This window comes from Novosphingobium sp. AAP1 (assembly GCF_001295765.1).
GTDB classification, from domain to species: domain Bacteria; phylum Pseudomonadota; class Alphaproteobacteria; order Sphingomonadales; family Sphingomonadaceae; genus Novosphingobium; species Novosphingobium capsulatum.
The window spans coordinates 144671-159477 of the sequence record NZ_LJHO01000007.1; the positions used below are offsets into that span (position 1 = coordinate 144671).

At 67.2% G+C, this 14807-nt stretch carries 16 protein-coding genes; 9 read left to right on the forward strand and 7 right to left on the reverse strand.

All coding sequences use genetic code 11. The features are described 5' to 3' along the window. The first annotated feature begins 87 nt into the window (after window positions 1–87). The 3 genes from IP65_RS14635 (at window position 88) to IP65_RS14645 (ending at window position 4135) form a co-directional block, all read left to right on the forward strand. Complete coding sequence (locus IP65_RS14635; protein ID WP_022677223.1) at window positions 88–2802, forward strand: valine--tRNA ligase; 2715 nt, start codon at window positions 88–90, stop codon at window positions 2800–2802. A gap of 131 nt (window positions 2803–2933) precedes the next feature. After that, entirely contained in the window at window positions 2934–3680 is a 747-nt protein-coding gene (locus IP65_RS14640; protein ID WP_022677224.1) for a 7-carboxy-7-deazaguanine synthase QueE, read from the forward strand. Between the two features lie 92 nt (window positions 3681–3772). Next, window positions 3773–4135, forward strand: a complete 363-nt coding sequence (locus IP65_RS14645) for a hypothetical protein (RefSeq protein ID WP_022677225.1) — start codon at window positions 3773–3775, stop codon at window positions 4133–4135. 67 nt (window positions 4136–4202) lie between these two features. Here the strand turns inward: IP65_RS14645 and ssb are convergent, their stop codons facing one another. The 5 genes from ssb to IP65_RS14670 all read right to left on the reverse strand — a co-directional run bounded on the left by ssb (window position 4203) and on the right by IP65_RS14670 (window position 8420). Continuing rightward, window positions 4203–4760, reverse strand: coding sequence for a single-stranded DNA-binding protein (ssb, locus tag IP65_RS14650; protein ID WP_022677226.1), 558 nt, complete (start codon window positions 4758–4760; stop codon window positions 4203–4205). Between the two features lie 86 nt (window positions 4761–4846). Continuing rightward, window positions 4847–6706 carry a ferrous iron transporter B gene (locus tag IP65_RS14655; RefSeq protein ID WP_054132161.1) on the reverse strand — a complete coding sequence of 620 codons (1860 nt, stop codon included), beginning with the start codon at window positions 6704–6706 and terminating at the stop codon, window positions 4847–4849. Then, a complete protein-coding gene (locus tag IP65_RS14660; protein ID WP_054132196.1) occupies window positions 6703–6948 on the reverse strand; it encodes a FeoA family protein in 246 nt (81 codons plus the stop codon). Before IP65_RS14660 ends, IP65_RS14655 begins: the two co-directional genes overlap by 4 nt. 112 nt (window positions 6949–7060) lie before the next feature. Next, window positions 7061–7741 (reverse strand): COQ9 family protein, encoded by a 681-nt coding sequence (locus IP65_RS14665; protein WP_028658110.1) that lies wholly within the window; start codon window positions 7739–7741, stop codon window positions 7061–7063. 46 nt (window positions 7742–7787) lie between these two features. Further along, window positions 7788–8420 carry an ankyrin repeat domain-containing protein gene (locus tag IP65_RS14670; protein ID WP_022677229.1) on the reverse strand — a complete coding sequence of 211 codons (633 nt, stop codon included), beginning with the start codon at window positions 8418–8420 and terminating at the stop codon, window positions 7788–7790. Between the two features lie 66 nt (window positions 8421–8486). Between IP65_RS14670 and IP65_RS14675 the strand changes: the two genes are divergently transcribed. From IP65_RS14675 to IP65_RS14700, 6 genes are all read left to right on the forward strand, one after another. Further along, window positions 8487–9137: an SCO family protein gene (locus IP65_RS14675; RefSeq protein WP_022677230.1), complete on the forward strand. Its 651-nt coding sequence runs from the start codon at window positions 8487–8489 to the stop codon at window positions 9135–9137. Window positions 9138–9140: 3 nt separating this feature from the next. Continuing rightward, complete coding sequence (locus IP65_RS14680; protein ID WP_054132162.1) at window positions 9141–9653, forward strand: YcgN family cysteine cluster protein; 513 nt, start codon at window positions 9141–9143, stop codon at window positions 9651–9653. Beyond that, window positions 9650–10393, forward strand: a complete 744-nt coding sequence (locus IP65_RS14685) for a M48 family metallopeptidase (RefSeq protein WP_054132163.1) — start codon at window positions 9650–9652, stop codon at window positions 10391–10393. The genes IP65_RS14680 and IP65_RS14685 overlap by 4 nt, the downstream gene beginning before the upstream one ends. Before the next feature lie 63 nt (window positions 10394–10456). Continuing rightward, window positions 10457–10945 carry a hypothetical protein gene (locus tag IP65_RS14690; protein ID WP_054132164.1) on the forward strand — a complete coding sequence of 163 codons (489 nt, stop codon included), beginning with the start codon at window positions 10457–10459 and terminating at the stop codon, window positions 10943–10945. Next, entirely contained in the window at window positions 10929–11906 is a 978-nt protein-coding gene (gene ribD, locus IP65_RS14695; protein ID WP_054132165.1) for a bifunctional diaminohydroxyphosphoribosylaminopyrimidine deaminase/5-amino-6-(5-phosphoribosylamino)uracil reductase RibD, read from the forward strand. The genes IP65_RS14690 and ribD overlap by 17 nt, the downstream gene beginning before the upstream one ends. Before the next feature lie 22 nt (window positions 11907–11928). Then, window positions 11929–12552, forward strand: a complete 624-nt coding sequence (locus tag IP65_RS14700; RefSeq protein WP_054132166.1) for a riboflavin synthase — start codon at window positions 11929–11931, stop codon at window positions 12550–12552. Here the strand turns inward: IP65_RS14700 and IP65_RS14705 are convergent. Together IP65_RS14705 and IP65_RS14710 are read right to left on the reverse strand one after the other, a co-directional pair. After that, complete coding sequence (locus tag IP65_RS14705) at window positions 12543–13610, reverse strand: NAD(P)H-dependent flavin oxidoreductase (RefSeq protein WP_369801295.1); 1068 nt, start codon at window positions 13608–13610, stop codon at window positions 12543–12545. The two genes, IP65_RS14700 and IP65_RS14705, sit on opposite strands and share 10 nt — an antisense overlap. Continuing rightward, window positions 13610–14785: an amino acid aminotransferase gene (locus IP65_RS14710; protein WP_022678155.1), complete on the reverse strand. Its 1176-nt coding sequence runs from the start codon at window positions 14783–14785 to the stop codon at window positions 13610–13612. The genes IP65_RS14705 and IP65_RS14710 overlap by 1 nt, the downstream gene beginning before the upstream one ends. Between the last annotated feature and the right edge of the window lie 22 nt (window positions 14786–14807).

Consider the following 14807-nt stretch of genomic DNA (forward strand, 5'->3'; position numbering starts at 1 on the left):
GCATCACGTGCGGCGAAACGCAGGAAGCGGCTTTTCCGTTCCCGCCGCCGCTTGCGATAGCGGGCGGCAACTGGCAAGGCGCCAGCCATGAGCGAGACCATTACGCAGCAGGAATCGGGCCAGGACCAGCTGGCCAAGACGTTCGAACCGGGCGCTATCGAGGCGCGCTGGTATGGCCATTGGGAAGGCAAAGGCCTGTTCCGCCCGGAACGCCCCGATGCCACCCCGTTCACCATCGTGAACCCGCCGCCCAACGTAACCGGCTCGCTCCATATCGGCCATGCGCTGGACAACACGCTGCAAGACATCGTGATCCGCCACGAACGCCTCAAGGGCAAGGACGCGCTGTGGGTGGTGGGCACCGACCACGCCGGCATCGCCACGCAGATGGTGGTGGAACGCCAGCTGGAAGCGAACCAGGACAAGCGCACCAACTACACGCGTGAGCAATTCGTCGACAAGGTGTGGGAATGGAAGGCGGAAAGCGGCGGCACCATCACCCGCCAGCTGCGCCGCCTGGGCTGCTCGATGGACTGGGGCCGCGAGCAGTTCACCATGGACCCGCACTTCACCCGCGCGGTGGTCAAGGTCTTCGTTGACCTGCACAACCAGGGCCTGATCTACCGCGACAAGCGGCTGGTCAACTGGGACCCCAAGCTCAAGACCGCGATTTCCGACCTGGAAGTGGAAACGCGCGAGGTGCAGGGCCATTTCTGGCGCTTCCGCTATCCGCTCGCCGATGGCGTCACGCTCGACAGCGGGGCCGATCATATTGTCGTTGCCACCACGCGCCCGGAAACCATACTGGCCGACATGGCCGTGGCCGTGCACCCCGACGACGAACGCTACAAGAGCGTGATCGGCAAGCATGTCTTGCTGCCGCTGACGGGCCGGCGTATTCCGATCGTGGCGGATGAACACGCCGATCCGGCGCTGGGCACCGGTGCGGTGAAGATCACCCCGGGGCACGATTTCAACGACTTCGAAGTGGGCAAGCGCGCCGGAATCGAAGCGCGCGACATGCTCAACATGCTCGATGCCGAGGCCAAGGTGGTGCAGACCGACGATGGCCTGATCCCCGACGCATTCGTCGGCCTCGATCGCTTTGACGCGCGCAAGGCCGTGGTCGAGGCGCTCAAGGCAAAAGGCCTGCTCGTGCCCCATGTCACCAAGGACAAGGAAGGCAACGAGACCGAGCACGACGCCGAACCGCGCACGATCCAGACGCCCTATGGCGATCGCGGCGGCGTGGTAATCGAACCCTGGCTGACCGACCAGTGGTATGTGAATGCCGAATTCCTTGCCCGCAAGCCGATCGAGGCGGTGCGCTCGGGCGCCATCGAGATCGTGCCCAAGTCGTGGGAAAAGACCTTCTTCAACTGGATGGAAAACATCCAGCCCTGGTGCGTCTCGCGCCAGCTGTGGTGGGGCCACCGCATCCCGGCGTGGTACGATGCCGATGGCAAGGCCTATGTCGCGGAAACCGAGGAAGAGGCGCAGGCCCTTGCCGGCAACAAGCCGCTCACCCGCGACGAAGACGTGCTCGACACGTGGTTCTCGTCCGCCCTGTGGCCGTTTGCCACGCTGGGCTGGCCCGACGATACCACGCTGGTGCAGCGCCACTATCCCAATGACCTGCTGGTCTCGGGCTTTGACATCCTGTTCTTCTGGGATGCCCGCATGGCCATGCAGGGCCTGCACTTCATGAACGAAGTGCCGTGGAAGCGGCTCTACCTGCACGGGCTGGTGCGCGCGGCCGATGGGCAGAAGATGTCCAAGTCCAAGGGTAACGTGGTCGACCCGCTGGGCCTGATCGACAAGTACGGCGCCGACGCGCTGCGCTTCTTCATGGCGGCAATGGAAAGCCAGGGCCGCGACGTGAAGATGGATGAGAAGCGGGTGGAGGGCTATCGCAACTTCGCCACCAAGCTGTGGAATGCAGCGCGCTTTTGCCAGGCCAACGGCATTGCCGCCTCCACCACGCTGGAAGCCCCGCAGGCGACCAGCGCGGTCAACCGCTGGATCGTGGGCGAAGTGGTGGAAACCGTTGCTGCGCTCGACCAGGCGATGGCCGACCTGCGCTTTGATGCGGCCGCCAACACGATCTACCACTTCGTGTGGGACACGTTCTGCGACTGGTACATCGAACTGATCAAGGGTTCGTTCGACGATGAAACCCGCGCCGTGGCCGGCTGGGTGCTCGACCAGATCCTGGTCATGCTCCACCCGTTCATGCCCTTCGTGACCGAAGAGCTGTGGCACGCGCTTGGCGCCCGCGACAACGAATTGATCGTGGCCCGCTGGCCCGCGCCACAGGCCAGCGTCGACGCCGATGCCAAGGCCGAGGTCGAGTGGCTGATCGCGCTGGTTTCCGCGCTGCGCACCGCCAAGAACGAACTGGGCATCGCGCCCGGCGCCCGGCTCGATGCCTATCTGGCTGCGCCGAGCGAACGCACCGCCGCGATCATCGCCGCCAACCCGGCCGCGATCGAACGCCTGGCGCGTCTTTCGGCAATCCACTTCGCCCCGGCCCCTGCGGGCGCTGCCATGCAGATCGTAGCCGGTGACGCCACGCTGGTCGTGCCGCTTGACGGGATCATCGACATCGCCGCGGAAAAGGCCCGCCTGGAAAAGGCCCTGGCCGCCGCGCAAAAGGAAGCCAAGGCCCTGGAAGGCCGCCTGGGCAACCCGTCATTCGTCGAACGCGCCAAGCCCGAAGCGGTAGAAAAGGCCCGCGCCGACCACGCCCACCACAGCGCGGAAAGCCAGCGCCTGGCCGCTGCCTTGGCGCGGCTGGGGTAACAAACCATCGTGCTGTGCCTCGCACCACCCCCAACCCCCTCCTCTGAAGAGGAGGGGGCCATGACCTCGGTGCTCCCCCTCCTCTTCAGAGGAGGGGGGCGGGGGGTGGTGCGAAGCCACCAGCAACGCCCATGACCATCGCCCTTGCCACCACCACCCCCGGTGAGCCGGAAATCTTCGCCTCGTTGCAGGGCGAAGGGCCATCGGCGGGGCGACCGTCGCTGTTCATCCGCCTGTCGCGCTGCAATCTGGCCTGCCAGTGGTGTGACACGGCCTATACCTGGCGGTTTACCGGCGACAACCGCCCGCACCGCGATGACCAGGCGTTCGCGCGCAGCACCAACCAGCTGATCCTGCCCGAAGACGACGTAGTCGCCCGTCTGCTGGCCTTTCCGCAAGACCGCGTGGTGGTAACCGGGGGCGAGCCGCTGTTGCAGGCCGCCGCGCTGGCCCGTGTGCTGGCGGCGCTCAAACAGGCGCGGCCCGGCCTGCACGTGGAGATCGAGACGAACGGCACGGTTGCCCCCACGCCCGCGATCGATCCGCTGATCGACCAGTTCAACGTCTCGCCCAAGCTGGCGCATTCGGGCAACCCGGCCGATCTGGCGCTGATCCCCGAACGGCTGGCAGCCTGGGCGGCCGACGCGCGCGCGTTCTTCAAGTTCGTGGTGGCCAGCCCGGCAGATGGTGACGAGGTCGCCGCGCTGCAGGCCTGCTACGGCATCCCCGGCGAGCGCCTGTTCGTGATGCCCGAAGGCACCGACAGCGAAACCCTGCGCAGCCGCGAAAAGTGGCTGTCAGCGCTCGCCCTGGAGCAGGGCTGGCGCATGACCGACCGGTTGCACATTCACCTCTACGGCGACACGCGCGGAACCTGAGACCAACTGCGGAACCATTCGTCGCAAGCGCTCTGCCCGCCGGTTCCCCACCTTGCTATGCCTTTGCCGGGATACGCAAAGGGACAAGAACCATGAGGGTCACTCCACTACTGGCTGCGGCGCTGATCGCCGCAGCGCTGCCTGGTGCAGCACGCGCCGATGATCCGGCTGATCCGTCGATGCGCAGCAGCGCCGCGCGGATGCGCGACCATGAGGCGATCCGCCGCATGAACCAGGCCCAGCTGGACTATGTGCGCCAGCGCGATGCCCGCTGGGCCCGCGAATATCGCCAGCAAGCCTCGCGCAGCCAGAGCAACGGCTATGGCGCGGGATATGGCTATGACAATGATGGCGGCTATGCCCAGGCGCAGGCGCAATACCAGCGCGACCTGGCCGCCTGGCGCCAGGCTGTGTCCGATTGCCGCGCCGGCTATTACGACGCCTGCGGCCGCTGACGCCGGCATAAAAAATCCCCCTCCTTGAACCAAGGAGGGGGCCGGTCATCGCGTACAGATGGCGCGATCAGAACGGGATATCGTCGTCCAGATCGTCGGCGAAGCCGCCGCCGCCGCCACCCTGGTTCCAGGTGCTGCCGCCGCCCGAGGACGACCCGCCGCCAAAGCCACCGCTGCCACCACCACGCGAACCGCCGCTGCTCGAGCCGCCGTCGTTCCAGCCGCCTCCGCCAGAGCGCTGACCGCCGCCACCACCACCGCCGGCACCGCCCTGCGGGCCGTCGAGCATTGTCAGCGCGCCGCCGATGCCGGCCACGACCACTTCGGTGCTGTAACGGTCATTGCCGCTCTGGTCCTGCCACTTGCGGGTGCGCAGCTGGCCTTCGATATAGACCTTGCTGCCCTTGCGCAGGAAGCGCTCGACCACGCCGATCAGGCCATCGCCGTTGATCACGACGCTGTGCCATTCCGTGCGCTCCTTGCGCTCGCCGGTGTTGCGGTCCTTCCAGTTTTCCGAGGTGGCAATGCGCAGGTTCGCAATCTTGCCGCCGTTCTGGAACGACTTGATCTCCGGGTCGGCCCCCAGGTTGCCGATCAGAATGACTTTGTTGACGCTGCCTGCCATCGAATCTCGTCCCTATGGAATTCAGTCGCGCCTGATAGCGCAAGGGAGCATGGCAATGCACGCCCCACAGCAAAGATTTCTGCGGATCAACCCAATCCGAACGCCACGGCAGTCCAATAGGTGATCCCGGCGAAGATATAGGCCAGCGCAAAGAGATAGCCCAGCATGAAGCCAGGCCACTTCCAGCCGTTGGTTTCACGCCGGGTCACCGCAATGGTCGACATGCACTGCGGCGCAAAGACGAACCACGCCAGGAACGCCAGCGCGGTCGCCAGGCTCCAGTGGTGCTTGAGCTGGTCACCCAGGGCGCGGCCCTGCGCGTCCTCGTCGCTGTTGTCCACGGCATAGCTGGTGGCGAGCGAGGACACCGCCACTTCGCGCGCGGCCATCGACGGGATCAGGGCCAGCGCGATATCGCGGTTGAAACCGATAGGTTCGACCACGACGGCCAGGCCATTGGCAATATGCCCGGCGATCGAGGCATCGACCTGGCTCTTGCCCGGCTCGGCGCGTGGGAAGTTGAGCAGCAGCCACAGGACCACCGTCACGGTAAAGATCATCGTACCGGCGCGGCGCAGGAATACCCAGGCCCGCTGCCACAGGCCCAGCGCCAGATCCTTGACCGTGGGCAGCTGATACTTGGGCAGCTCCATGATGAAGCCAGAGGCCGCGCCCTTGGTGATCGAGCGGCGCAGCACCAGCGCCACGACCATGGCGCCAAGGATACCGGCAACATAGAGGCCGAACAGCACCAATCCCTGCAGGCCCACGCCCGGCAGCACCCGCGTGTTGGGAATAAAGGCGGCGATGATCACGGCATAGACGGGCAGCCGCGCCGAACAGGTCATCAGCGGGGCAATCAGGATCGTGGTCAGCCGGTCCTTGGGATCGGTGATGCTGCGCGTGGCCATAATGCCGGGAATGGCGCAGGCAAAGCTCGACAGCAGCGGGATGAAGCTGCGCCCGGACAAGCCCACGCCGGCCATCATGCGGTCCATCAGGAACGCGGCGCGTGCCATATAGCCGGTCGCCTCCATCACCAGGATGAAGAAGAACAGGATGAGGATCAGCGGCAGGAACACGATCACCGCGCCCACCCCGCCAATGATCGCGTCGGCCAGCAGATCGCGCAGCAACGAGGCGGGCAATTCGCTGCGCACCAGATCCTGCAGGGCAGAGGCGGCGCCATCCAGCCCGTCTTGAAACGGCTTGGCCCAGGTAAACATGGCCTGGAACACCACGAACAGCAGGGCAAAGAGCACCGGCGGCCCCAGCCAGGGGTGCAACAGCACCCGGTCCATGCGCGCATGGATGCGATGGCGCGCGGTTTCGGAAAGCGTGGCGCCCTGCGCCATCTGCCGCGCCAGCAGGCGGCGTTCGGGCAGCGTCACATGCACGCGCGCCGCCGGGGTTTCATCGCCAGCGGCGGTGTCGCGCGCCACGGCGATGGCCGCGGCCAGCTCGGCCAGCCCCTTGCGCCGCACCGCCACGGTTTCGATCACCGGCACGCCCAGTTCGGCGGACAGCGCGGCGGCATCGATCGTCAACCCGTCGCGCGCAGCCAGATCGACCATGTTGAGCGCGACTACGGTGGGCCGGCCCAGTTCCAGCACTTCCTGGGCAAAGACCAGATGCTGTTCGAGGTTGGAGGCATCGAGCACGATGACCAGCACATCGGGCCGCACCTGGCCCACCTGCTCGCCCATGATGACCTTGCGGGTCACTTCCTCGTCAGGGCTGGTGGCGGCAAAGCCATAGGAACCGGGCAGATCGACCAGTTCGACCGGCTCGCCACTGGGCAGCAGCAGGCGCCCGGCCTTGCGCTCCACCGTGACGCCTGGATAGTTGGCGATCTTCTGGCGCGCGCCGGTCAGCGCATTGAACAGCGCGGATTTTCCGGCATTGGGATTGCCCACCAGCGCGGCGACAAATGGCCCCCTGCTCATGCCGCCAACTCTTCCACCTGCATCGCGCGGGCATGGATGCGGCGCAGCGCCACGGTCATCCGCCCGATCTCGATCGCCAGGGGATCGCGGCCCAGGAACACCCCGCGATAGGCAAGGCGCACCTGCGCCCCTTCGTCAAAGCCCAGCGCGCGCAGGCGCTGCGCCTCTTCAGGCACCAGCGCGGCCCAATCGACCGAGGCGATTCGGGCATCGTGGCCCAGCGGTAGTTCATCGAGCGTCACAGCAGCCCCGCTGCCATAGCCCAGCCGCTTATGCAAGTCGTTCGCAAGAAGATTGATCGCGATCAATTCATCAAACGGCCTGGCGGCACGCGCGAATGGGTGAGCGGCGGGGTCAGCGGGCGGGATAGCGCAGCCGGCCAAGCAGGCGCACCGGGCTGAACCGCTCGCCCTCACGCTTGAACAGGCCGGCTTTCAGCTTTTCAAAGCGCATCACGCCTTCGATCCGGCGATCGAGGAACGCGCGCGTGTCGGCATGGTCCTCGCTGCGATCCTCGGCAAAGACGGCCAGCGTGGCGGCATAGAGCGCGGCCAGCGTCGCGCGCTTGCTGTAATGGTTGAGATCGGTGGCGGTATCGCCCGCCAGGCGCCACATGGCGTCCGCGCTGTGCCAGCCCAGCTTGAGCGTCTGAGCGCTGTTGCGCGGGCGGGCCATCTCGATCAGGGCGCGGCGCAGCGCCTCTTCCATGCCCGACAGGGCATCGAGGCGGAACTGCACCAGGCGGCGGATACGCTCGCGAATCTTGAGTGTGGCCAGTTCGCTGGCCGGCAAGGCACGCGCCATGTCGGCATCGATCCGCGCAATCCAGGCGGCGATCATGGTCATCGCCGCGCCGCTTTCACCCACGCCATAGGCCAGGCGCGCCACCGCGGGATCGAGCCCAACGGCGAGCGCGGCACTATCAACCGCCGCGCCGGTCCAGCCGTCGAACATCGCCGCTTCGGCCACCAGCGGCGCCAGTTCGATGCGCAGCTGATCGAGATCGAGCGTTTCCAGCGTGGCCGCATCGGGCATGGCGATCATGGCAAGTCTCCGGGTTGGAACATCAACGCATCAGTGATCAGAACGTGGGGCCATAGGTTTGCGCCGCCTTGCCGGTCTGGCGCTTCTTGGCGGCGGCCTCAAGCTCGTCGGAAATCGCCTCCGCATGGTCGAGCGTGGCATAGTCGCGGGCCGATCGGCCGGAATTGTCGGGCCGATCGGGGTTGGCGCCGGCCTTGAGCAGCGCGCGCACCATGGCGAGGTTGTGGCCGTGAACCGCCGTGATCAGGGGCGTTTCGCCGGTGTTGTTGGGATCATCCACCCGCGCGCCCACCGAAATGAGGAAGTCCACGCCTTCCAGGAAATTAAGGTTGGCGGCCACCACCAGCGGGGTGACGCCCTTGTTGTCGCGCGCGTTGACGTTGGCACCCTTGCCCACCAGGAACTGCATCCACAGCAGGTCGCGCCGCTGCGTCACGATATGCAGCGCGGTTTCGCCGGTCGATACGTCCTTGGTGTTGACGATCTGGCTGGCAGGATTTTGCAGCGCCTCGTTCACCTTGTCGCCGTCCTTCTTGCGCACGGCATCGAGGAACTTGTAGCTTTCCGAGAACTGGGCCAGTGCCGGGCCGGCCGGCAGCAGCACCGCAGCAGGCGCCAGGGCGCACAGGGCAAGAGCGATGCGGCGCGAATTGGCCCTCTTGATCGACACGGCTGCATTCCTCCTCTGGCGTGGCCACGGTGCACGTGGCCCTTGCAAGCGCGCTGTTAGCAGAGCATGAACCGCCACGCCATGGATCACCCCTCGTTCTTGCCGATTATTGCCCGCAAGTGCCTGTCGGCACTGGCGCTGGCCACCGCCCTCACCCTGCCGCTGGCAGCCTGCAGCAGCGGTGCGCCGGCATCGGATGCGCCGCTGGCCGGGGCGCAGCTGGGGGGCGATTTCACTTTGGTGAACGAAGCCGGCAAGACCGTGCATGCCGCCGATTTCGCCGGCAAATATACCGTGTTCTATTTCGGCTATACCTATTGCCCCGATGTCTGCCCGCTCGACACCGCCAACCTGATGCAGGGCTATCACGCCTTTGCCAAGGCGCACCCGGACAAGGCAGCCCGCCTCGTGCCGATCTTCGTCTCGATCGATCCGGCCCGCGATACGCCGCAAGTGCTGGCGCAGTTCACCGGCAATTTCGGCAAGGAACTGGTCGGGCTTACGGGCAGCGCCGACCAGATTGCCACCGTAGCCAAGGAATTTGCCGTCTATTACCAGAAGCGCGCCGCACCCAAGGGCGCCGCGCCACAGGCCTATCTGATGGACCACAGCCGCGCGGCCTATCTGATGGGGCCCGATGGCAAGCCGATCGCCCTGCTGCCGGTGGAACAGAACGGCGAGGCCGTGGCCGCCGAACTGACGCGCTGGGTGCGCTGAGACATGGCCACGCCCCCCAATACCGGCGCGCCGCAGGACCGCTTCTGGGATCGCCCGATCGAAACGCTATCGCGCGATGAATGGGAAGCGCTGTGCGATGGCTGCGGCAAGTGCTGCCTGCACAAGCTGGAAGACGAAGACACCGGCGAAGTCTATCACACCAACGTCGCCTGCCGCTTGCTCGACACCAAGACCGCGCGCTGCAGCGACTATCGCCACCGCCGCGCCATGGTGCCCGATTGCCTGCGGCTCACCCCGCGCCTGGTGGCGCAAGTGGCCTGGCTGCCGGCAACCTGTGCCTATCGCCTGCGCGCCGCCGGCGAGCCGCTGCCCGCTTGGCACTACCTGGAAAGCGGCGATCGCCAGGCCGTGCACCGCGCCGGGGTTTCGGTGGTGGGCAAGGCGATCAGCGAAGTGGTGGCCGGCCCGCTGGAAAACCACATCGTCAGCGATGTGGAATGGGATGGCGACGCGCCTGGCAGCCCGCGTGCGCCGATCGGCTTTCGCCTGCCGTGATCGACTGGCTGCGCCGCGCTGCCGAACCGGAAGCGGCCCAGGCACCTGCGCCGGTGGTCAACGTGGCCGGCCGCGCCCTGGCCGTGGAAGTGCGCCGCCTGCGCCAGGCCCGGCGGATGACCTTGCGGCTGGCGCCCGATGGCAGCGCCGCACGCGTCTCGATGCCCACCTGGGCACGCACCGCCGATGCCCTGGCCTTTGTGCGCGAGCGGGCCGATTGGTTGGCCGCCCAGCTCGATCGCCTGCCGCCGCCGCTGGACCTGGCGCCGGGTTGCACCCTGCCCTTTCGCGGCGACGTGCTCACGGTGTCGTGGGACACCCGCAATCCGCGCCGCCCGGTGGTGGACGACGGCGCCTTGCTGGTGGGCGGCCCGGTGGAGCAACTGCCCGCGCGGGTGCAGCGCTGGCTGGCGGCAGAGGCGCTGCGGCTGTGCACCGCAGACCTGGCGCACTATTGCGCGCGCGCCGGCGTGGCCGTGCCGCCGCTCGGGCTGTCGAGTGCCAAGCGGCGCTGGGGCAGCTGCGCGTCCGATGGCACGATCCGCATCAACTGGCGCCTGATCATGGCGCCTGATGCCGTGCGCCGCTCCGTCGTGGCGCACGAGGTCGCCCACCTTGTCCATTTCGACCACAGCCCGGCATTCCATGCCCTGCTCGCGCAGCTGTTCGAAGGCAGCGTCACGGCCGCCAATCGCTGGCTCAAGGCCGAAGGGCGCGGGCTTTATCGCCTGTTTGGCTAGGGCGAACCGGCAAAACCGGCGACTCATTTGCCATCCGTCGTTCCGATCCCTATCTGAGGCGCAATGAAAGGCTTTTTCCGCAATGTCTCCCCGCTGCGCGCAGTGCGGGATTTCTGGCAAGTGCTTGGCGCGCCCAGCGAATACCGCACGCGCGCGCTGATTATGGCCGGGCTGGTGACAGGGGGCATCTTCTACCTGATGACCCAGCAGGAAGGCCGTGGCCTGCCGCGCCCGCCGACGATCATCTATTTCGAATCCTGGCGCGCCGATCGCAGCGATGCCGATATCATCAAGGGCAATATCGCCGCCCAGAAGCAGGCCGACGCCGAGGAAGCCGCCGAAGAGCAGCGCCAGGAAGACATCCGCAAGATGTACAAGGCGGTCGGCGCCGCTACCGGCATCGACACGCAAAAGATGTATGACGACGGCACCAAGGAACGTGCCGCCGAAAAGAAGGCCGAGGCCGAAAAGAACGCCGCGCTCTATCGCCAGATCACGGGCAAGCCGGTGCCGACCGTACCCACGCCCGCGCCTGATGCAGCCAAGCCCTGAAGACGATGCGCGCTGGCTGGCAACGGCCGCCGCGCTCTCTGCCCGTGGCCGCCCGCTGAGCGCGCCCAACCCCGCCGTGGGCTGCATCATCGTGCGCGCCGGCCGCATGATCGCGCGCGGTTGGACCCAGGCTGGCGGCCGTCCTCATGCCGAAGCGATGGCGCTGGCCTCGCTCAGTGGCGATGCACGCGGCGCCACCGTCTATGTCAGTCTTGAACCTTGCGCACATGCCTCTGCCCGCGGACCGGCCTGCGCCGATCTGCTGGTGGCCGCCCACCCGGCGCGGGTAGTGGTGGGGCAAACCGATCCCGATCCGCGCACCGCTGGCGCCGGCATCGCGCGGCTGCGCGCAGCGGGCATTGCCACCGATCTCATGCCATCCGCGTCCTGTGCGACGGCGCTGGCCGGCTTCCTGCTGCGCACCACGGCGGGCCGCCCGCACGTCACTCTCAAGCTCGCACTGACGCTCGATGGCGCGATCGCGCTGGCCAACGGACAAAGCCAGTGGATTACCGGGCCAGAGGCGCGCGCCCATTGCCATGCCGAGCGCGCGCGGGCCGACGCCATCCTGGTGGGCGGCGGCACGCTGCGCGCCGATGTTCCTCGGCTCGATGTGCGGCTGCCAGGGCTGGAAGCCCGCAGCCCGCAGCGCTGGGTCTTGACCCGTGGCTCCGCGCCGCAGGGTTGGCGCGCCGCGGCCGATATTACCGCGCCCGGCGCCTTTGGTGATGCGCAGTGGTTGTTCGTCGAAGGGGGCGCGGGCGCTGCCGCCGCGTTCCTCAAAGCCGACATGGTCGATCGCCTGCTGCTCTATCGCGCGCCGATCCTGGTTGGCCCCGGCCTTGCCGCTGTGGGCGATCTCGGGCTGGAAACCCTCTCCGCCGCGCATGGCCGATGGGACATGGGCCCCGCATGCCGGCTTGGCAGCGACACCTTCACCGTCTACCACCGCCGCCGCTAACGCATAAGGAAAGCCCAGCGCAATGTTTACCGGGATCGTCACCGAAGTGGGCAACGTGATTGCCATTGCCGACAAGGGCGACAAGCGCGTGACGATCTCCTGTGCGATGGACCCGGCGCGCATCGCTATCGGCGCCTCGATCGCCTGTTCGGGTGTGTGCCTCACCGTGGTGGAAAAGGGCGGCGTTGCCGGTGAGGCCTGGTTTGCCGTCGACGTTTCGGGCGAAACCATCAGCCGCACTGCCCCGGCGCAATGGCAGGCCGGCGCACCGGTCAACCTGGAGCCGGCGCTGCGGCTGGGCGATGAACTGGGCGGGCACATCGTGACCGGCCATGTCGATGCCTTGGGCGAGATCGCCAGCATTACCCCCGAAGGCGGTAGCCTGCGCGTGATCATTACCGCCCCGCCTGCCCTTGCACCCTATGTCGCGCCCAAGGGCTCGATCACTGTCGATGGCGTGTCCCTGACGGTGAACGAGGTGGCCGATCAGAGCGACGGCACCTGCCATTTCGCGCTCAACATCATTCCCCACACCGCGCAGATCACCACGCTGGGCCAGTTTGCGCCCGGGCGCCAGGTCAACCTCGAGATCGATGTTCTGGCCCGCTATCTGCAGCGCATGCAAAGCCTGTCGCGTCAGGCCTGAGCCATCTCGCGCAACAGTTGCGCCACCAGGTCTGCGGCGGGCATGGCCCGCGCCTGGGTCACGCCGCTGCCGGCCCATTGCGCGCCAAAGCCGTCTTCGCCGTGCGACTGGGCGGCGGCATCCAGCGCCTTGCCGGCGGCATAGGCACGGGGATAATCGGGCACCGGTGGCAGGTTGCCCAGCGCGGTAAAGCGATTGGCCAGGCACCGCGCCGGGCGACCGGAAATGGCGCTGGTCATCACCGTGTCGCGCGCGGCCAGCAGCGCCGCGCGATAGCCCGGCCGCGCCGAGCCTTCCGGGCAGGCTACAAACGCGGTGCCAAGTTGCGCGGCCATCGCGCCATCGGCCATCGCCGCGTGGATGCCTTGCCCAGTCATGATGCCACCGGCCGCCACCACCGGCAGCGCGGTTTCGCGGCGCACGGCATGCACCAGGTCACGCGTCGCTAGCCTGGCATCGGGCGCTGCAGGATCGAACATGCCGCGATGGCCGCCGGCCTCCCAACCCTGCGCAATGATCAGGTCAAGCCCCGCATCGGCGATCGCGCGGGCCTCGGCCACGTTGGTCGCCGTGGCCGCCAGCACGCACCCTGCGCCACGCAGGGCCGCCAGCATATCGCCGGCAGGCAGCCCAAAATGAAAGCTGACCATCGGCGGCGCCAGTTCCACCAACAGCGCCTGCATGGCCGCATCGTCGGCAAAGCTGCGATAGATGGTGGCCAGTTCTTCGGGCGGCTGCGCCCCGAACGCGGCGAATTGCGGCGCCAGCGCCGCGCACCAGGCTGCCTCGCGCACGGTGTCGACGCGCGGCGTGGCATGGACGAAAACATTGACGTTGAATGCAGCGCCACTGGCGGCACGCAGGGCGGCGATCATGGCGCGTGCGCCGGGCGCATCTGTGGCGCCGACCGCGATCGAGCCCAGGCCCCCGGCATCTGACACCGCCGCCGCCAGGGCCGGCGTGGATACACCCGCCATCGGCGCCTGGATCAGGGGAATGCGCAGGCCGAGGCGCTGCCACAGGTGTGTTGCAGCATCCCGGCCCGCCATCGGTTGCATCAGGCCGTTGCGACGTCGCGCAGGGCTTCGATGAACTGGGCGATGTTGCCCGTCGTAAGGCCGGCGATGTTGATACGGCCAGTACCGGCCATATAGACACCATGGCGCTCGCGGATCGTCAGGATTTGCTCGCTCGACAGCGGCAGCATCGAGAACAGGCCGTTCTGGGTGCCCAGCACGTCCATGGCGATCGGGCCAACCTGGCCGGCGGCGGCCAGCTGGTCACGCACCCAGCGCATGCGGTCGCGCATTTCGTCCAGCTCTGCCAGCCACATCTTGGTCAGTTCGGTGTCCGACAGGACCAGGCGCACGGCAGCCGCACCATGATCGGGCGGCATCGACCACGATGCGCGGGCAATGGTGGCACCGTTCGACATGGCCTTGGCCAGGGCGTCCTTGTCTGCCGTCACGGCATAGAAGGCGCCAACGCGATCACGATAGAGGCCAAAGTTCTTGTCGCACGAATAGGCGACCAGCGCCTCGGGCACGGCGGCAAGCACCTTGCGCAGGCCATAGGCATCGGCTTCCATTCCCTCGCCCAGGCCCTGATAGGCCAGGTCGATCAGCGGCAGCACACCCTTAGCCGCCAGCAGCGGAGCGATTTCGTCCCACTGCGCCGGGGTGTAATCCACGCCGGTGGGGTTGTGGCAGCAGCCGTGCAGCAGCACCAGATCGCTCGCTTCGGCCTCTTCCAGCGCGGCCTTGAGCGCGGCCAGATCGGCGGTGCCATCGGCGGCGGTGTGCTTGAAGGTCTTGAGTTCGAGCCCGGCGGCGGCCACGATCTGGGCATGGTTGGGCCACGAAGGGGTACCCATCCACACGCGCTTCACGCCCGCGCGCTTGGCCACTTCGATCGCCAGCCGCACCGCGCCGGTGCCGCCTGGCGCCTGCATGCCGTCTACCTTGGCGGCATCGAAATCGGCGCCAAACACATAGGGGACCAGCGCGTTGACAAAGCCCATGTCGCCTTCAGGGCCAAGATAGGCCTTGGAGTCCTGCTCGTTGAGCAGCTTGGCTTCGGCGGCCTTGATCGCCTTGAACACCGGGGTTGCGCCATCGGCGGTGCGATAGACGCCCACGCCAAGGTCGATCTTGGTATCGCGCGGATCGGCATTGTGCAGCTTGATCAGCGCCAGCAAGGCATCGGCCGGTTGCGGAGCCAGGTTTTCGAGCATGGGGATTTTCTTTCACGGCTGA

Bases quoted from the DNA above. Each gene is read 5' to 3' on its own strand.
- IP65_RS14635 (WP_022677223.1), top strand. From the start codon at position 88: ATGAGCGAGACCATTACGCAGCAGGAATCGGGCCAGGACCAGCTGGCC.
- IP65_RS14640 (WP_022677224.1), top strand. From the start codon at position 2,934: ATGACCATCGCCCTTGCCACCACCACCCCCGGTGAGCCGGAAATCTTC.
- IP65_RS14645 (WP_022677225.1), top strand. From the start codon at position 3,773: ATGAGGGTCACTCCACTACTGGCTGCGGCGCTGATCGCCGCAGCGCTG.
- ssb (WP_022677226.1), bottom strand. From the start codon at position 4,760: ATGGCAGGCAGCGTCAACAAAGTCATTCTGATCGGCAACCTGGGGGCC.
- IP65_RS14655 (WP_054132161.1), bottom strand. From the start codon at position 6,706: ATGAGCAGGGGGCCATTTGTCGCCGCGCTGGTGGGCAATCCCAATGCC.
- IP65_RS14665 (WP_028658110.1), bottom strand. From the start codon at position 7,741: ATGCCCGATGCGGCCACGCTGGAAACGCTCGATCTCGATCAGCTGCGC.
- IP65_RS14675 (WP_022677230.1), top strand. From the start codon at position 8,487: ATGAACCGCCACGCCATGGATCACCCCTCGTTCTTGCCGATTATTGCC.
- IP65_RS14680 (WP_054132162.1), top strand. From the start codon at position 9,141: ATGGCCACGCCCCCCAATACCGGCGCGCCGCAGGACCGCTTCTGGGAT.
- IP65_RS14690 (WP_054132164.1), top strand. From the start codon at position 10,457: ATGAAAGGCTTTTTCCGCAATGTCTCCCCGCTGCGCGCAGTGCGGGAT.
- ribD (WP_054132165.1), top strand. From the start codon at position 10,929: ATGCAGCCAAGCCCTGAAGACGATGCGCGCTGGCTGGCAACGGCCGCC.
- IP65_RS14700 (WP_054132166.1), top strand. From the start codon at position 11,929: ATGTTTACCGGGATCGTCACCGAAGTGGGCAACGTGATTGCCATTGCC.
- IP65_RS14705 (WP_369801295.1), bottom strand. From the start codon at position 13,610: ATGCAACCGATGGCGGGCCGGGATGCTGCAACACACCTGTGGCAGCGC.
- IP65_RS14710 (WP_022678155.1), bottom strand. From the start codon at position 14,785: ATGCTCGAAAACCTGGCTCCGCAACCGGCCGATGCCTTGCTGGCGCTG.